The 15393-nt window shown below is 67.8% G+C and carries 17 protein-coding genes; 9 read left to right on the forward strand and 8 right to left on the reverse strand.

Annotated elements, in window-relative coordinates:
• The first annotated feature begins 38 nt into the window (after positions 1–38).
• Positions 39–1040 carry a type I glyceraldehyde-3-phosphate dehydrogenase gene (gene gap / locus AC3WQM_RS23230; protein ID WP_056575024.1) on the forward strand — a complete coding sequence of 334 codons (1002 nt, stop codon included), beginning with the start codon at positions 39–41 and terminating at the stop codon, positions 1038–1040.
• A gap of 73 nt (positions 1041–1113) precedes the next feature.
• Here the strand turns inward: gap and AC3WQM_RS23235 are convergent, their stop codons facing one another.
• The 3 genes from AC3WQM_RS23235 to AC3WQM_RS23245 all read right to left on the reverse strand — a co-directional run bounded on the left by AC3WQM_RS23235 (position 1114) and on the right by AC3WQM_RS23245 (position 2719).
• Complete coding sequence (locus AC3WQM_RS23235) at positions 1114–1710, reverse strand: hypothetical protein (RefSeq protein ID WP_492682037.1); 597 nt, start codon at positions 1708–1710, stop codon at positions 1114–1116.
• A 15-nt stretch (positions 1711–1725) separates the two neighbouring features.
• Positions 1726–2316: a hypothetical protein gene (locus tag AC3WQM_RS23240; RefSeq protein ID WP_492682039.1), complete on the reverse strand. Its 591-nt coding sequence runs from the start codon at positions 2314–2316 to the stop codon at positions 1726–1728.
• Between the two features lie 94 nt (positions 2317–2410).
• Positions 2411–2719 (reverse strand): putative quinol monooxygenase, encoded by a 309-nt coding sequence (locus AC3WQM_RS23245; RefSeq protein WP_159279119.1) that lies wholly within the window; start codon positions 2717–2719, stop codon positions 2411–2413.
• A gap of 220 nt (positions 2720–2939) precedes the next feature.
• On the opposite strand from AC3WQM_RS23245, the gene AC3WQM_RS23250 reads away from it, so the two are divergent.
• A complete protein-coding gene (locus AC3WQM_RS23250) occupies positions 2940–3230 on the forward strand; it encodes a YciI family protein (RefSeq protein ID WP_062473524.1) in 291 nt (96 codons plus the stop codon).
• 24 nt (positions 3231–3254) lie between these two features.
• On the opposite strand, the gene AC3WQM_RS23255 is transcribed toward AC3WQM_RS23250, so the two are convergent.
• Complete coding sequence (locus AC3WQM_RS23255) at positions 3255–4337, reverse strand: pirin family protein (RefSeq protein WP_492682041.1); 1083 nt, start codon at positions 4335–4337, stop codon at positions 3255–3257.
• A gap of 146 nt (positions 4338–4483) precedes the next feature.
• The gene (locus tag AC3WQM_RS23260; protein WP_489060522.1) at positions 4484–4900 is read right to left on the reverse strand and encodes a VOC family protein; all 417 of its coding nucleotides are present in this window, start codon (positions 4898–4900) and stop codon (positions 4484–4486) included.
• 163 nt (positions 4901–5063) lie between these two features.
• Here AC3WQM_RS23260 and AC3WQM_RS23265 point away from each other — a divergent pair, with 163 nt between their 5' ends.
• Positions 5064–6647 (forward strand): CYTH and CHAD domain-containing protein, encoded by a 1584-nt coding sequence (locus AC3WQM_RS23265; RefSeq protein ID WP_492682043.1) that lies wholly within the window; start codon positions 5064–5066, stop codon positions 6645–6647.
• 9 nt (positions 6648–6656) lie between these two features.
• Here the strand turns inward: AC3WQM_RS23265 and AC3WQM_RS23270 are convergent, their stop codons facing one another.
• The 3 genes from AC3WQM_RS23270 to AC3WQM_RS23280 are packed head-to-tail and all read right to left on the reverse strand — an operon-like array spanning position 6657 to position 8954.
• The gene (locus tag AC3WQM_RS23270) at positions 6657–7496 is read right to left on the reverse strand and encodes a DUF6216 family protein (RefSeq protein WP_492682045.1); all 840 of its coding nucleotides are present in this window, start codon (positions 7494–7496) and stop codon (positions 6657–6659) included.
• A 13-nt stretch (positions 7497–7509) separates the two neighbouring features.
• Positions 7510–7986, reverse strand: coding sequence for an FKBP-type peptidyl-prolyl cis-trans isomerase (locus tag AC3WQM_RS23275; RefSeq protein ID WP_062473516.1), 477 nt, complete (start codon positions 7984–7986; stop codon positions 7510–7512).
• A 38-nt stretch (positions 7987–8024) separates the two neighbouring features.
• Positions 8025–8954, reverse strand: coding sequence for a LysR family transcriptional regulator (locus AC3WQM_RS23280; RefSeq protein ID WP_492682047.1), 930 nt, complete (start codon positions 8952–8954; stop codon positions 8025–8027).
• Positions 8955–9093: 139 nt separating this feature from the next.
• On the opposite strand from AC3WQM_RS23280, the gene AC3WQM_RS23285 reads away from it, so the two are divergent.
• The 6 genes from AC3WQM_RS23285 (at position 9094) to AC3WQM_RS23310 (ending at position 15391) form a co-directional block, all read left to right on the forward strand.
• Positions 9094–9681 carry an NADPH-dependent FMN reductase gene (locus tag AC3WQM_RS23285; RefSeq protein ID WP_492682049.1) on the forward strand — a complete coding sequence of 196 codons (588 nt, stop codon included), beginning with the start codon at positions 9094–9096 and terminating at the stop codon, positions 9679–9681.
• Entirely contained in the window at positions 9678–10532 is an 855-nt protein-coding gene (locus tag AC3WQM_RS23290) for a pirin family protein (RefSeq protein WP_492682051.1), read from the forward strand. Before AC3WQM_RS23285 ends, AC3WQM_RS23290 begins: the two co-directional genes overlap by 4 nt.
• A 96-nt stretch (positions 10533–10628) precedes the next feature.
• Complete coding sequence (locus AC3WQM_RS23295) at positions 10629–11834, forward strand: M20 aminoacylase family protein (protein WP_492682053.1); 1206 nt, start codon at positions 10629–10631, stop codon at positions 11832–11834.
• Positions 11835–11873: 39 nt separating this feature from the next.
• Positions 11874–12848: a tripartite tricarboxylate transporter substrate-binding protein gene (locus tag AC3WQM_RS23300; RefSeq protein ID WP_492682055.1), complete on the forward strand. Its 975-nt coding sequence runs from the start codon at positions 11874–11876 to the stop codon at positions 12846–12848.
• Positions 12849–13297: 449 nt separating this feature from the next.
• Positions 13298–14440, forward strand: coding sequence for a branched-chain amino acid ABC transporter substrate-binding protein (locus AC3WQM_RS23305; RefSeq protein ID WP_095948363.1), 1143 nt, complete (start codon positions 13298–13300; stop codon positions 14438–14440).
• Positions 14441–14455: 15 nt separating this feature from the next.
• Positions 14456–15391, forward strand: coding sequence for a 4-hydroxyproline epimerase (locus AC3WQM_RS23310; RefSeq protein WP_492682057.1), 936 nt, complete (start codon positions 14456–14458; stop codon positions 15389–15391).
• Positions 15392–15393 lie beyond the last annotated feature (2 nt).

A 15393-nucleotide genomic window follows, 5' to 3' on the forward strand; every position in this document is an offset into this window, starting at 1 on the left:
GTCCGATCAAAAGTTTTTCAACCTTAGGAGCAAGTCAGATGGCTATCAAACTCGGTATCAACGGCTTCGGCCGCATCGGTCGCAACGTGCTGCGCGCAGCCGTGCAGAACTTCAAGAACGACATCGAAATCGTTGCCATCAACGACTTGCTCGAGCCGGAATACCTGGCCTACATGCTCCAGTACGACTCGGTGCATGGCCGCTTCAAGGGTGAAGTGACGGTCGAAGGCAACACGCTGATCGTCAACGGCAAGAAGATCCGCCTCACGCAAGAGCGCGACCCGTCGCAGCTCAAGTGGAACGAAGTCGGCGCCGACATCGTGCTCGAGTCGACCGGCCTGTTCCTCACAAAGGAAACCGCGCAGAAGCACATCGACGCAGGCGCCAAGAAGGTGATCCTGTCGGCACCGTCGAAGGACGACACCCCCATGTTCGTCTACGGCGTGAACGACAAGAAGTACGCCGGCGAAGCCATCATCAGCAACGCCAGCTGCACCACCAACTGCCTGGCCCCGCTGGCCAAGGTGCTGAACGACAAGTGGGGCATCAAGCGCGGCCTGATGACCACCGTGCACGCCGCCACCGCCACGCAGAAGACTGTGGATGGCCCGAGCAACAAGGACTGGCGCGGCGGCCGCGGCATCCTGGAAAACATCATTCCTTCGAGCACTGGCGCTGCCAAGGCCGTGGGCGTGGTGATCCCTGAGCTGAACAAGAAGCTCACCGGCATGAGCTTCCGCGTGCCGACCTCCGACGTGTCGGTGGTCGACCTGACCGTTGAACTCGTCAAGGACGCCACCTACGCCGAGATCTGCGCCGAAATGAAGGCACAGAGCGAAGGCGCACTGAAGGGCGTGCTGGGCTACACGGAAGACAAGGTCGTCGCCACCGACTTCCGCGGCGACCCGCGCACCTCGATCTTCGACGCCGAAGCCGGCATTGCGCTGGACGGTACGTTCGTGAAGCTCGTGAGCTGGTACGACAACGAATGGGGCTACTCGAACAAGTGCCTCGAGATGGTGAAGGTCGTGTCGAAGTAAGACTTCGCGGCTCCCACGAAAAACGCGCCCTCGGGCGCGTTTTTTATTGGGCGATGGGAACGATCGGGGCCGCTCAGCGCAGCTTCTCGTTGCGCCGAATCTCGCTGCTGAGCTGCGCCGTCATCCGCGTGGCGGCGCGCCGTGCGGCCAAGCCGTAGTCGCCGTTGAACTCGCCGAACTCCGCCGTGCCGTTGCCGACCGCGCGCACGCGCGTGACTTCGGCGCCCGCGGTGTCGGTGACCACGCAGGCCACCTCGGCCGTGAACGCGGTGGGCGGCCAGGTGATCCATGAGGACGAACTCGAATCGGTCTTGATCTGCGGCGTGAACACCAGCGACACGCCCGCCGCTTCGTTCGCCTTGGCATCGCCCGCGGTGCGCAGCACGACGACGTTGCGGTAGACCCCGCGCAGCGCATCGCGGATCGATTTTTCGAGGTCGCGGTACGGGTAGTAGCTCACGCGGTCGCCGCTGCCGCCGGCGGTGGTCACCTGCAGGTCGCGCTGTGCGTCGGTCATCACGTAGGCCACCTTCTTGGGAATGAGGTGGGCGGGCGACCGGGGCGGTGCGGTCTCGGTGATCATCGTGATCGGGTGGGAGCAACCCGCCAGCAGCATGGCGGTTGCCAATGCTGCGGCCAGCCGGGGTGTCAGGGAAGAAAGAAGCGACATGGTGCGTCCCCGGCCTTACTGCGCAGACGGCGCGATGGCCGCGACGAATTGCGGATCGGCATACACCTGCCGCAGCAGCGCCCGCACCAGCCGCGGGTACGCCGCCTGTCCGGCGGGCACGGCCACGATGTTGGCGTAGCTCGAATCGAAGGCGATCTCGCCGCGGTAGGTCTTGCGCAGCGTCTGCGCGGCGTTGCGCGTGACGGTGACTTCGACGTCCATGCGGCCGGAGCCGTTGACCACGCCCAGGTCGAGTTCGTTGACGAGGATGCGCGCCGCGATGCGGGTCGGCGCCTTGGGGTCGTAGATCGAGATCTCGCCCAGGTCACGCATCAGCGCGTCTTCGAGGTACTGGGCGAAGGTGCCGCTGGGCGACACCAGCCTGGCGCGGCGCAGGCGAAGGGTGTTGAGGGCGTCATTGGGGTCCGTGGGCTGCACCTTGCCCACCGCGACCTTGCCGGGGTTGTGCGCCTCGAGCCGGTCGAGCGCCTCGTAGTCGGCGGCATAGGGCGGTGCGCCGAGCTGTGCGCAGCCGGTGGCCAGTGCCGCCAGCAGGAGCGCGCCAGTGCGCCAGCGCAGACCCTGCGGTCTGAAGACGATCGCCATGTCTTGAACTCCCTCGTCCGAGATGTCTTCTTCTCCCCGGCGCGAGGGTAGCAGGCATCGCGCCGCGCGCGAAGACTGCGGCGGCGCGGCCGGCTCAGATCGGCTCGAGCACGTGGATGCGCTTGCTTTCGGTGAACTCCCTGGTCTGGGCGCTGAAGGCCGCCATGTGCGGCGCGACCCCGTGGGCCTGCAGGGCCGGGAGCGAGGCCCACTTCTCGATGACCACGAAGGTGTCGGGCCCGAAGCTGGCCTTCGACGGCGGAATGCCCTGTGCGTCGATCGTGGCCCCGTACTCGATGCAGCCCTCTTCGGCGAGCACGGCGGCGCGGTTGGCCTTGAAGGCTTCGAGCAGACGGGCGCGCTGGCCGGGCTTGGCGGTGATGACGGCAACGACTTGGATCATGGAACAGGGTCTCCGTTGAAGTGAGGTGATGCGGTGAAGGGAACGACCGAATCTACGAGATCGCGCACGGTCGCACAGGTCCGGTGGGCGACAAGGCGCCAGCCGGCCGGCGCATGCACACGCCGCATGCGAGAGTTACCGGCGAGACACACACTCGCCCCGCCGCTGTCGCGCCGAGGTCATAGGATCGGGTCATCTTCCGCATCGACCTGCCTTTGCCATGTTCATCGTCACCCTGACCTACATCCGCCCGCTCGAGGAACTCGACGCTCTGATGGATGCGCATGTCACCTGGCTCAAGAAGCACTACGCCAGCGGCCTGTTCGTGGCCTCGGGGCGCCAGGTGCCGCGCAAGGGCGGTGTGATCCTCGCGCGCTCGGGCGACCGCGAGGGGCTCGAGGCGGTGCTGGCGCGCGACCCCTTCGTGCAGGGCGGCGTCGCGCGCACCGACGTGATCGAGTTCATCCCCAGCATGACCGCGCTGAGCGTCGAGGTGCTGCGCGGCTACTGAAAGCCGCGCAGCCTCGGAAGCCGATCAGGCCCCCGGCACTTCCTCTCGCCCGTCCGGGTGCCGCGCAAAGCGCGCAGCCTCGGCCCCATGCACCGGCGCCGGGTCGGCCCAGGGCCAGCCACCGAACTGCGTGCGACGGTAGTCGGCCATCGTCTGGGCGATCTCGGCCTGCGTGTTCATCACGAACGGGCCGTACTGCGCCACCGGCTCGCCGATCGGGCGGCCCTGCAGCAGCAGGAACTCGCCGTCGCCCTCGGGGCCGTTGCACAGTTCCACGGCCGCGTCGGCGCGCAACTCGATGGCTGCCGGCCCGTCCACGCGCCGGCCCGCCACCTGCGCGGTGGCGCCCTTGAAGAAATACAGCATGCGTCGCGTGCCCTCGCCCGTGGCGGGCGGCAGCGTCCAGCGCGCGCCGGGCGTCATGCGCAGCGTCCAGATCGCGAGGTCGGCACCCGCCTGCGCGGCCCACGAATCGGGCGGCGGTGCGAGCGGATCAATGGCCGCCTGGGCTTGTGCGTCATCGGCGCCGAAGCGCCCGGCGATCACCGCCACCTCGGTGCGACCGCCCTGCGCGTCGTCCGAGGCGAAGCGCGGAATCGCCTCCGACCAGAACATCGTGAAGTGCGGCTCGGCCATCTTGTTCCTGGCCGGCAGGTTGAGCCAGATCTGGAACAGCTCCAGCGGGTTCGGTGCGCCGGCGTCCAGCAGCGGGAACATCTCCGAATGCACGATGCCCTTGCCGGCCGTGAGCCACTGCACGTCGCCGCCGCCGAAGCGCGCCGTGGCGCCCAGCGAGTCGGAATGGTCGATCAGGCCCTTGCGCACGATGGTCACCGTCTCGAAGCCGCGGTGCGGGTGCGACGGAAAGCCCGGCACCGTCTCGCCGTGGTACATGCTCCAGCCGTCCTTGCGGCTGAAGTCCTGGCCGATCTGGCGGCCGGCCAGCGAGGCCTCGGGGCCCATGCGGCCGTTGGCCTTCGGGTACGCGTCGTCGTGGTAGACGCAGAACAGGAAGGGGTCGAGGGTCTGCCACGGGAAGCCGAGTGGCTGGACCTGGACGATGGGAGACGGGCTGTTGCTCTTGCTGTTGTCGTTGCTGTCGGACATGTCGGGACTCCTGGGTGGGGTGGGCACGGCCGCCATGCGGGCTGTGCCTGAACCAGGAATATCGGGGCGCCGCCGCCTTTCGGTAGGTGCCTTCCGCGCAACGATCAAGAGCGCATATGGAACGATGGGCATCGTCCGGCCCGGTATCACTGCCCCGGCATCACGGCGTTCGGGTCCATGTAGACCAGTTCCCAGATGTGGCCGTCCAAGTCCAGGAAGCCGTGGCCGTACATGAAGCCGTAGTCCTTCGGCTCGCGCGGCGTCGTGCCGCCGGCGGCCACGGCCTTGGCGACCAGTTCGTCGACCTCGGCGCGGCTCTCGCACGACAGGCACACCAGCACTTCGTTCTCCTTGCGGGTGTCCGTGATGCCCTGGCTCGTGAAGGTCTTGAAGTAGTCCTCCATCAGCAGCATCGCGTGGATGCTGCCCTCGTGGATGACCATGCAGGCGGCGTTGGCGTCGGTGAACTGCGCGTTGAAGGTGTAGCCCAGCGCGCCGAAGAACGCCTTGCTCTTGTCGAGGTTCCGGACGGGGAGGTTCACGAAGATCTGCTTGGTGGCCATGGTGTCTTTCCTGTGTCTATGAGGGGTAGATCGGGTGTTTGCCGACGTCTTGTGTACGCCGTCCACAAAAGATAACAAAGAAAATGGACGGTGTCCACATTATTTTTCGATCCACCGGAATCGGCCGGCACCACGTCGCTTTGGGGGAAAAAGAGCGGGCATCATGAACACCATGGAAATCGAGTTCAAGTTCTGCATTCCCCCCGACCGCCTGAAGGCCGTCGAGGCCGCATTGCGGCGCGGCGCCATCGTGCGCACGCGCCTCCAGGCCCGTTATTTCGACACCGCCGACCAGCGCCTCGTCGCCGACGGCATGGTGCTGCGCCTGCGCAAGGAGGGCCGGCGCTGGGTGCAGACCGTCAAGGCCGCCGGCGACAACGCGCTGCACCGGCTCGAGCACAACATCGACCTGGGCACCGGCGCCGCCGCGCCCGCCATCGACCCCGCGCGCCACGCCGGCACGCCCGTCGGCGAGCGGCTGGCCCGCCTGCTGCAACCGGCCGATGGCGCTCCGGTGCCGCTGGTCGAACGCCAGTCGACCGACATCGTGCGGCTCACGCGCGACCTGCGTGTGAGCGGCCCGGGCGGCGCCGTCGTCGAGATGGCGCTCGACGTCGGCAAGGTCGTCGTGCACGCGGGCACGCCCGCGCAGCGCACCTCGCCCGTGTGCGAGCTGGAGCTCGAACTCAAGAGCGGCGATGTGCAGGGGCTCGTGGCGCTTGCACGGCGCTGGTCGCAGCAGCACGGCCTGTGGTTCAGCACCGTCTCGAAGGCCGAGCGCGGCATGCGCCTGCTGGCCGAGCAAGAGACCGTGCCGGCTATCAAGGCCGAAGCGCCGCGCTTCCCGGCCCACGGCCTCGACGGCCGCACCCTCCAGCAGGCCGTGGTCGCATCGTGCCTGGACCAGATGCTGCCCAACGCCAGCGAGATCGCCGCGGGCAGCACCGACGAAGAACAGATCCACCAGCTGCGCATCGGCATCCGCCGCCTGCGCACCGCGCTGCGCGAACTGGCGGGGCTCGATGCCGACACGAGCCGCTTCGACGCCGCCACCTGGGAGCCGCCGCTGGTCGACGCCTTCCGCGCGCTCGGCGAACTGCGCGACCGCGAACAGGTCGTGAAGCTCGCGCAGCCGCGGCTGCGTGAAGCGGGCGCGCCGGAGGTCGATCCGTTGGCGGGCGATGCCGACGGTGCTGCTGCCGCGCCGGCACTGACACCCGGCGACATCGTGCGCGCCGCGGCGTTCCAGGACGTGCTGGTGTCGCTGATCGGCTTCACTGCTGTCGCGCCCGCTCCGGAGTCGACAAGCCCGGCACCGCTGACTGCCGACGAGGCCCGCCAGCAGCTGCGCGAACGGCTCCAGCGCCTGCACAAGCAGGCGGTGCGCGACGGCCGGCGCTTCGAATCGCTCGATACGGAAAGTCAGCACCGCGTGCGCAAACGGCTCAAGCGCCTGCGCTACCTGGCGGAGTTCGTGGCGCCGTTGTTCGCAGAGGCGGACGGCGGCAAAAAGAAGAAGGACGCAGCCGAGCGCTACCTGAAAGCCCTGCGCCCCGCGCAGGACGCGCTGGGCGAGTTCAACGACGAGGCCGTGGCGCTCGCGCTGTACCGCGAGGTCGCATCGCGCGACCCGCGTGCGTGGTTCGCGGTCGGCTGGTTCAGCGCGCGCCGCGCGGCGGGTGCGAAGGCGTGCCGCAAGGCGCTGGAGACGATCGGCGAGGCGCCGAGGTTCTGGAAGAAATCCTAGCGGTTGTGCTCAATCGTCAAGGGCAAGCGCCAGTTGTTGCGAGCCTGGCAAAGCCGGATCGATCCGCCGGTCTGCCAGCTTCTTGGCGGCTACACCTGCTCCCCAGGCAAAGAGGGCGAGCCATGCGAGCCAAGCTGCAAACAGGCACAAGAGCACGGCCGACCACCGCTGCTCCTTCACCGTACTCTTTACAAACGCGGGAAAGCCGGCGTCCTTCAAGACGCCGCACAGCGCTTTCACCTCGACCTCGGAAAACGAGGTGCGGGCCCCGATGTCACCTGCAATGTTGGTGCAGTCCGAAGCCCTTAGCGAGGCTGTTTGCAGTGGCCATGCCGCCGTGATCTCCGTCGCAGTCGCCAGAAACAGCCGCCCAGTTGCCTTGAGAGAAAGAAGCGCGCGATCCGTGGGCAGGCTCGCCACGCTCAAGGCAAACACCGCAACCGCAGCAACGAAGCCTGCCAGCCGCGCGGCTTGGCTTGCGCGTCCTGGCAGCTTGTGTTCCTTGACTTGCCGAAGTTCAGCGTCAAAGAGTTCGCCGCAATGCCGAAGTGTCCTCATCTGCACGTCGTTGTGCTTCGCCCACTGAATGAGCTGATGGGCTTCCGTCAGGCTGGCCACAGGAATACCGGCGAACAGGCGGAAAGAAACCAGGCTTGTCTGCTCGTCGACGAACGCACGGACTTCTGGATCCGTGATTTCCTGTTTGCCATGCACCAACTGCCAAAGCCGGCGAATCAGTACATGGCGGGACTCTGTGCGCCAAATGACCCAGACGAACGCTGCGCCGATCAGGATCGGAGCAGCGATGCTGAAGAAACTGGAAATTTCGGAGACCGTGGCGAAATCCATCGCTCAACAAGGCTCAGTGATGGTGCCCGTGCGCCCCATGCACATGCCGGTGCTCGATCTCCACCGGCAGCGCCGCGCGCACGTCCGTCACCTGCAGGCTGAACTTCAGTGCCTTGCCGGCCCAGGGGTGGTTGCCGTCGAGCAGCACGACCGGGCCCTTGATCTTGGTCACGGTGAACACGTGCTCGGTGCCGTCGTCGAGCCGGCCCTGCAGCTGGCCGCCGACCTTCACGCCGGGCGGGAACTCGGTCTTGGGAATGGTGCGCACCAGCGCCTCGTCGCGCAGGCCGAAGGCGTCCTCGGGCGCGAGGTTCAGCGTGGTCTGGTAGCCCTTTTCCTGGCCGTCGAGCGCCTGCTCGATCTTGGGCAGGGTGTTTTCGTAACCGCCATGCAGGTAGGCCATCGGCTCGGGGCTGGCTTCGATCAGCTTGCCCTGGGCGTCGGCGACTTTGTACTTGAGGGTGACGACGGTGTCTTTTTCGATTTTCATGGCGGGCATTTTCTGTGGAAATCGATCCGTGGCTGAAGTCAGGTCATCCGCGCCCGCCACACATCCGGCAACGCCTCCTCCTCCCGCAGCTTCTGCGTCACCATCCCGATGAACGCCGACACCGCCCGCGGCAGGTGCTTGCGGCTCGGGTAGACCACGCTGAGCCCGTGCCCGGTGCGCTGGTACTGCGGCAGCACCGGCACCAGCCGCCCGGCTTCCACATCGAGCCGCCCCATGGCCGGCGGCAGCAGCGCGATGCCCAGGCCGGCGATGGCGGCTTTGCGCAGTGCCTGCGCGGTGTTGCCGCTGAAACGACCGCCGACCTGCACTTCTTCTTCCTTCCCCTCGGGCCCGGTCAGGCGCCAGGTGGTGCGGCCGCTGGGGTGAGCGGGCGTCACGCAGTCGTGGTCGGCCAGTTCGCCCAGCGTGGCGGGCGTGCCGCGCGTGGCCAGGTAGGCGGGGCTGGCGACGAGGCCGTCGGTGCGCGGGCCGAGCAGCTGGCGGGCGACGTACCCCGAGTCGGCCAGCGCGCCGCCGCGGAAGGCGATGTCGATCTGCTCGGCGATCAGGTCGGCCTTGGCGTCGCTGAGCACGAACTCGACGCGCACCAGCGGGTACGTGGCCAGGAAGTCGGCCACCCAGGCCATGGGGAAGAAGTCGAAGAAATCGGCCGTGGCCGCCACGCGCACGCGGCCGCTGGGTTCCTGGCTGCCGGTGATGAGCGCCTGCCCGGCCTCGACCAGCCCGTCGACCGCCTCGGCGCACTGTTCGTGAAATGCCTGCCCGGCGCCGGTGAGCGTGAGCTTGCGGGTCGATCGCTGCAGCAGCCGGGTGCCGAGCTGCGCCTCCAGCTGCTGGATGCGCCGGCTCACGGTGTTGGGCGGCAGGCCCAGCCGGCGGCCGGCCTCGGCAAAGCTGCCGTGGCGCACCACCTGCACGAAGACGGCGATGTCGTTGAGGTCGAGCATGGCGGGGCCTATTCCTTCTGTTGGTGGACGAGTGCAATCCGACTCTACCGTCTAGTCGATCAATGCGTGCGTGCCTAACCTTCAGTCCATGGCCTAGCGGCCTTCGACCATCCCCATTCCATTCAGGAGCACGCACCTAATGACCGCACCACAACAACCCCGCATCGGCATCATCCTCGGCTCCACCCGCGAAGGCCGCTTCGGCGAAAAGCCCGCGCACTGGATCCACGAGATCGCGAAGCAGCGCACCGACCTGGCCTTCGAGCTGGTCGACCTGCGCGAGCACCCGCTGCCCTTTTTCAACGAAGCCGGCGCGCCCGCCTGGGGCCCGGTGAAGAACGAGGCCGCGCAGCGCTGGCAGGCCAAGCTGGCCACGTTCGACGGGCTCATCATCGTCACGCCCGAGTACAACCACGGCCCGAGCGCGGTGTTGAAGAACGCGATCGACTGGGCCTACAAGGAGTTCATCCGCAAGCCGATCGGCTTCGTGGGCTACGGCGGCGTGGGCGCGGCGCGCGCGGTGGAGCAGTTGCGGCTGGTCGCGGTCGAGATGCAGATGGCGCCGGTGCGCCACGCGGTGCACATCGGCATGGTCGAGTTCCTCGGCATCTGGCGGCAGGGCAAGTCCTTCGACGACTTCCCGCACCTGGCGCAGTCGGCCACGGGCCTGCTCGACGACATGGCGTGGTGGACCCGCGCACTGAAGACCGCCAGGGAGGCCGCATGACCACCGCTGTTGCCACCGACACCCGCGCCATCGTCTACCGCACGCGCGGCGCGAAGCACGGGCCGATCACGCGGCTCATGAGCCCCGGCGACCTGGGCGAATACCTCAAGCCCTTCGTGTTCCTGGACCTGTTCGGCTTCGATGTCGACGGCGGCCACAAGGGCTTCGGCTTGCACCCGCACTCGGGCATCGCCACGCTGACGTGGCTGATCGAAGGCGACACGCTGTACGAGGACACGACGGGCGAACAGGGCGTGCTGCACGGTGGCGGCGTCGAGTGGATGCGCGCCGGCAACGGCGTGTGGCACACGGGCGCACCGGCGCCGGGCGTGACGCGCGTGCAGGGCTTCCAGCTCTGGGTGGCGCTGCCGGCCGCCGAGGAAAACGCGCCCGCGCAGAGCATCTACCTCGCGCCCTCGCAGGTGCCGCAGGAAGGCCCGGCGCGCGTGCTGCTCGGGCGTTATGGCGCGGCGCAGAGCCCCATTCCGGCGCCCTCGCCGATGAACTACCTGGCCGTGCAACTGAAGGACGGCGAGCGCTGGCGCTACACGCCGCCCGCCGGCCACACGGTGGGCTGGGTCGCGGTGAATGCGGGCCGGCTCGACGCGGGCGACGGCACCGGCGGCCTCATCGGCACGGGCGAGCTCGCGGTGTTCGAGGAGTCCGGCGCGGCCATCGACGTCGTGGCGCAGGGCGACACGGCCTTCGTGCTCGGCTCGGCGGTGCCGCATCCGCACGAGCTGGTGATGGGCCATTACTCGGTGCACACGAGCCGCGCGACGCTCGATCGGGGCGAGGCCGAGATCCGCCGCATCGGCGCGAAGCTGCGCGAGGAAGGCCGGCTCGCCTGAGCGACGAACCGCGCGTAAGCCAGCATGCGCCGCGCGGGCGGCTGCGCCAGAATCGTTCGCTTCTGTTTTTCGCGAACGATCCCGCAGCCGCCCGCCATGAATCTCGTCGACGCCTTCGCCGCCCACGCCACCCGTTTCATCGACATCCGGCGCGACATCCACGCGCACCCCGAACTCGGTTTCGAGGAGCACCGCACCTCCGAGAAGGTCGCGAGCCTGCTCACTGAATGGGGCATCGAGGTGCACCGCGGCATCGCGGGCACGGGCCTGGTCGGCGTGCTGCGCAAGGGCACGGGCAGCCGCACCATCGGCCTGCGCGCGGACATGGACGCGCTGCCGCTGCACGAAGCCAACGAGTTCGCCCACAAGTCGACGAACCCCGGCCGCATGCACGCCTGCGGCCACGATGGCCACACGACGATGCTGCTGGCCGCCGCCTGGCACCTGTCGCAGCAAGGGCCGGATGATTTCGACGGCACCGTGCATTTCATCTTCCAGCCCGCCGAAGAGATGGGCAAGGCCGGCGCCAAGAAGATGATCGACGAGGGCCTGTTCGAGCGCTTTCCGTGCGATGCGGTCTTCGGGTTGCACAACTTCCCGGTCGGCGATGTGGGCCGCTTCGCGCTCAACGAAGGCGCGCTGATGGCCTCGAGCAACACCTACAGGATCACCGTGCGCGGGCGCGGCACGCACGCCTCGATGCCGCACACCGGCATCGATCCGGTCGCCGCGGTGGTCACGCTGGCGCAGCAGCTGCAGACCATCGTGGCGCGCACCATTCCCAGCACCGAGCGCGCCCTGCTGGCGGTCACGCAGCTGCAGGGCTCGGATGCGCCCAATGTGATTCCCGATGTGGCGACGGTGGGCGGCACGATCCGCACCTTCTCCATCGAGGCCATCGACAAGCTCGAGGCGCGGCTGCGCGAAGTGGCGGCCGGCGTGGCGGCGGCGCATGGCTGCACGGCCGAGGTGTACTTCAACCGCTCCTCGCCGCCGACCGTGAACCATCCGGCCGAGGCGCGCTTTGCCGCGGGCGTGATGCGCGAGGTGGTGGGCGACGACATGGTCACCGACGACTTTCCTGCCGTGATGGGCGCCGAAGATTTTGCCCACATGCTGCTGGCGCGGCCCGGCTGCTACGCCTTCCTGGGCAATGGCGACGGCGACCACCGGCTCGACGGCCACGGGCCCGGCCCTTGCATCATCCACAACACCTCGTTCGACTTCAACGACGAGATCATCCCGATCGGTGCCAGCTACTTCGTGAAGCTGGTGCAGCGCTGGCTGCCGTCGGGCACCTGAAAAACGACTTTTTTGTTGACGATGAAAGCGGCCACCTCGATGACTTTTCCCCTGTTCACCCGACGTTCGCTGGCTGCGCTTGCAGCCGCCGTGGCCCTGGGCGGCCTTGGTGCCGCGCACGCGCAGCAGCGCGTGATCCACATCATCGTGCCCTTCGGCACGGGCGCCGTGCAGGACACGGTGGCGCGCGCCTTCAACAACGAGCTGGGCGTCGCGCTCGGCGGCAGCGCCATCGTCGAGAACCGCGCGGGCGCGGGCGGCACGGTGGGCGCGGCGGTGGCGGCCAAGGCGTCGGCCGACGGCAACACGCTGGTGCTGGCGGCGGCCAGCCACAACATCGCGGGCTTCCTGTACAGCAAGCTGCCCTACGACCCGCTGAAGGACTTCGTCGGCGTGGCCAACGTGGGCAATGCGGGCTACGTGCTGGCGGTGGCCAGCGGCATGAACGTGGCGAGCACGGCCGACTTCATCAAGGAGGTCAAGGCCAACCCCGGCAAGTACAACTACGCCTCGGCCGGCAACGGCAGCGCCACGCACCTGGCGATGGCGTCGTTCCTCGCGAAGGCGGGGCTGCAGATGACGCACATCCCGACCAAGTCGACCGGCGAAGCCGTCAACGAAGTGCTCGCGGGCCGCGTGCAGGCGGTGATCTCGTCGAGCATCGGCGTGATGGGCTTCCAGGACGACGCGCGCATGAAGCTGCTGGCCTCCACGGGCCAGTCGCGCAGCCCCTTCCTGCCGAAGCTGCCGACGGTGGGCGAGAGCGGCCTGCCGGGCTACGCCTTCGATTCGTGGATTGGCCTCTTGGCACCGGCGGGCACGCCGAAGGCCGAGGTCGAGCGCATCAACGCGGCGGCCAACAAGGTGCTGGCCGATCCGGCGATCCAGGAACGCTTCAAGCGCCTGGGCGTGGAGCCGCGCAGCCAGAGCGTCGACGCCTTCCAGAAGCTGCTGCGTGCGGATTGGGATGCGATGGGGGTGGTGGTGAAGGCTTCGGGGGCGAAGGTCGACTGACCTTTTGTTCCTTGGTTTTTTGGCGCTCTTGTTCGGGGCGCGTGCACAGGACACCGGGTACTCCCCTCCGCGAATGTCCCCCGGGGCTGCGCCCCTCCTCCTTGATTTCGCTGCGGGGAGCACCCGATGCCCTGCGCACGAGGGCACGTTGCGGGTGCTCGCCGATCAACGACTGTGGCTGACAACGGTCACGCCGATGGGGTGCCTTGCGCAGCGAAATCAAGGAGGAGGCCGCAGGCCGGGGGACATTCGCGGAGCAAGGTGCCCCGTCGGCGTGATCGCGCCCCGAACGGCCCGTTCGTTCACAGATATCACAGAACCCCAGCGACCGAAAGAGCGCTTGCCCCACAGATATCCACAAGATATGTGCTTAATATATTTAAACTGAGACAGGTCTCCATGCACGAGGGCCCTGTCGTTTTTCATTGTTCCCAACCCTAGGAAGAAGCATGAAGTCACAAGCAGGCATGGTTTCCTCACTCAGTCTCGCGGGCCTGGTCGCCTTGGCGGTTGCAAGCCCCGCGCAGGCCCAGGAGCAGGTGGTCAAGATCGGCCACAGTGGTCCGCTGTCGGGTCCCAACGCCTTTGCGGGCAAGGACAATGAAAACGGCATCCGCCTCGCCATCGAGGAGCTCAACGCGAAGAAGCTCAGCGTCGGCGGCAAGACGCTGAAGTTCGAGCTGGTCTCCGAAGACGACCAGTGCGACGCCAAGACCGGCGTCAGCGTGGCGCAGAAGTTCGTCGACGACGGCGTCAAGTTCGTCATGGGCCCGTACTGCTCGGGCGTGGCCATTCCGGCCTCGCGCATCTACAGCGACGGCGGCACGCTGGTGTCCACCGTGGGCACCAACCCGAAGGTCACGCAGGGCGGCTACAAGAACCTGTACCGCATCATCGCCAGCGACAACCAGATCGGCGGCGCCATGGCCGTGTACGCGGCCAAGGAACTGAAGGTGAAGAAGGTCGGCGTGATCGACGACCGCACGGCCTTCGGCCAGGGCCTCGCCGAAGAGTTCACCAAGGAAGCGAAGAAGCAGGGCCTCACCATCGTGGGCCAGGAGTTCACCACCGACAAGGCCGTGGACTTCACCGCCATCCTGACCAACATGAAGGGCAAGGCGCCCGAGGCGATCTTCTTCGGCGGCTACGCGCCGCAGGCCGCGCCCATGGCGCGCCAGATGAAGCAGCTGGCCGTGCCCGGCAAGCTGCTGGGCGGCGACACCGTGTGCAGCCCGGCCACCGGCAAGATCGGCGGCGACGCGGTGAACGACCTGGTGTTCTGCGCGCAGGGCGGCTCCATGCTCGAGAAGGCGCAAAGCGGCCCGGCCTTCAAGGAGAAGTTCAAGAAGCGCTTCAACGTCGATCCCGATGCGTACGCCGCCTCGTACTACGACCAGGTGCTGTTCATCGGCGAGTCGATGAAGAAGGCCAACGCCATCGACCCCGACAAGGTCGGCGCCGAGCTCTACAAGGCCACCTACAAGGGCGTGGCCGCCACCTACGCCTACGACGACAAGGGCAACATGAAGCAGGCGCCCATCACCGTCTTCACGTTCAAGAACGCGGCTCCCGTGCCGATCGCCAGCTACTGAGTGAGCCGCACATCCATGCAACGCATCCAGGTCATCGATTCGCACACGGGCGGCGAGCCCACGCGCCTTGTGATCGGCGGCTTTCCCGATCTGGGAAAAGGCTCCATGGCCGAGCGCCGCACGCAGCTCGCAGAGCAGCATGACAAGTGGCGCGCCGCCGCCGTGCTCGAGCCGCGCGGCAGCGACGTCGTGGTCGGCGCGCTGCTGTGCGAGCCGGTGTCGCCCGATGCGGCGGCCGGCGTGGTCTTCTTCAACAACGCCGGCTACCTCGGCATGTGCGGCCACGGCACCATCGGGCTGGTCGCGAGCCTGGCGCACATGGGCCGCATCGGCGTGGGCGAGCACCGCATCGAGACGCCCGTGGGCACGGTGACGACCACGCTGCACGAAGACGGCTCGGTGAGCGTGCGCAACGTGCCCGCGTACCGGCACCTGCACCAGGTGGCGGTCGAGCTGCCGGGCCACGGCACCGTGCGCGGCGACGTGGCGTGGGGCGGCAACTGGTTCTTCCTGGTGAGCGAGCACGGCCAGCGCGTGGCGAGCGACAACCTCGCGGCGCTGACCGACTACACGGCCGCCTTGCGCAAGGCGCTGGCGGCGCAGGGCATCACGGGCGCGAACGGCGCGGAGATCGACCACATCGAACTCTTCGCTGACGACGATGCCGGCGCCGACAGCCGCAACTTCGTGCTGTGCCCCGGCAATGCCTACGACCGCTCGCCCTGCGGCACCGGCACCAGCGCCAAGATCGCCTGCCTCGCGGCCGACGGCAAGCTCGCGCCGGGCGCGGTGTGGCGGCAGGCCAGCGTGATCGGCAGCGTCTTCGAGGCGAGCTACGCGATGGACGGCGACCAGGTCATTCCCACGCTGCGCGGCCGCGCGCACATCAGCGCCGAGGCCACGCTGCTCATCGACGACTCAGACCCCTTCGGCTGGGGCATCCGCCTCTGACA

The organism is Variovorax sp. FW301-JW7, assembly GCF_058788795.1.

Coding starts and splice junctions, on each gene's coding strand:
- AC3WQM_RS23240 (WP_492682039.1), bottom strand. CDS start 2,316: ATGGCGATCGTCTTCAGACCGCAGGGTCTGCGCTGGCGCACTGGCGCG.
- AC3WQM_RS23280 (WP_492682047.1), bottom strand. CDS start 8,954: ATGCTCGACCTCAACGACATCGCCGTCTTCGTGCAGGTGGTGCGCCAC.
- AC3WQM_RS23310 (WP_492682057.1), top strand. CDS start 14,456: ATGCAACGCATCCAGGTCATCGATTCGCACACGGGCGGCGAGCCCACG.
- AC3WQM_RS23260 (WP_489060522.1), bottom strand. CDS start 4,900: ATGGCCACCAAGCAGATCTTCGTGAACCTCCCCGTCCGGAACCTCGAC.
- AC3WQM_RS23245 (WP_159279119.1), bottom strand. CDS start 2,719: ATGATCCAAGTCGTTGCCGTCATCACCGCCAAGCCCGGCCAGCGCGCC.
- AC3WQM_RS23305 (WP_095948363.1), top strand. CDS start 13,298: ATGAAGTCACAAGCAGGCATGGTTTCCTCACTCAGTCTCGCGGGCCTG.
- AC3WQM_RS23270 (WP_492682045.1), bottom strand. CDS start 7,496: ATGGATTTCGCCACGGTCTCCGAAATTTCCAGTTTCTTCAGCATCGCT.
- AC3WQM_RS23275 (WP_062473516.1), bottom strand. CDS start 7,986: ATGAAAATCGAAAAAGACACCGTCGTCACCCTCAAGTACAAAGTCGCC.
- gap (WP_056575024.1), top strand. CDS start 39: ATGGCTATCAAACTCGGTATCAACGGCTTCGGCCGCATCGGTCGCAAC.
- AC3WQM_RS23290 (WP_492682051.1), top strand. CDS start 9,678: ATGACCACCGCTGTTGCCACCGACACCCGCGCCATCGTCTACCGCACG.
- AC3WQM_RS23285 (WP_492682049.1), top strand. CDS start 9,094: ATGACCGCACCACAACAACCCCGCATCGGCATCATCCTCGGCTCCACC.
- AC3WQM_RS23265 (WP_492682043.1), top strand. CDS start 5,064: ATGAACACCATGGAAATCGAGTTCAAGTTCTGCATTCCCCCCGACCGC.
- AC3WQM_RS23300 (WP_492682055.1), top strand. CDS start 11,874: ATGACTTTTCCCCTGTTCACCCGACGTTCGCTGGCTGCGCTTGCAGCC.
- AC3WQM_RS23235 (WP_492682037.1), bottom strand. CDS start 1,710: ATGTCGCTTCTTTCTTCCCTGACACCCCGGCTGGCCGCAGCATTGGCA.
- AC3WQM_RS23255 (WP_492682041.1), bottom strand. CDS start 4,337: ATGTCCGACAGCAACGACAACAGCAAGAGCAACAGCCCGTCTCCCATC.
- AC3WQM_RS23250 (WP_062473524.1), top strand. CDS start 2,940: ATGTTCATCGTCACCCTGACCTACATCCGCCCGCTCGAGGAACTCGAC.
- AC3WQM_RS23295 (WP_492682053.1), top strand. CDS start 10,629: ATGAATCTCGTCGACGCCTTCGCCGCCCACGCCACCCGTTTCATCGAC.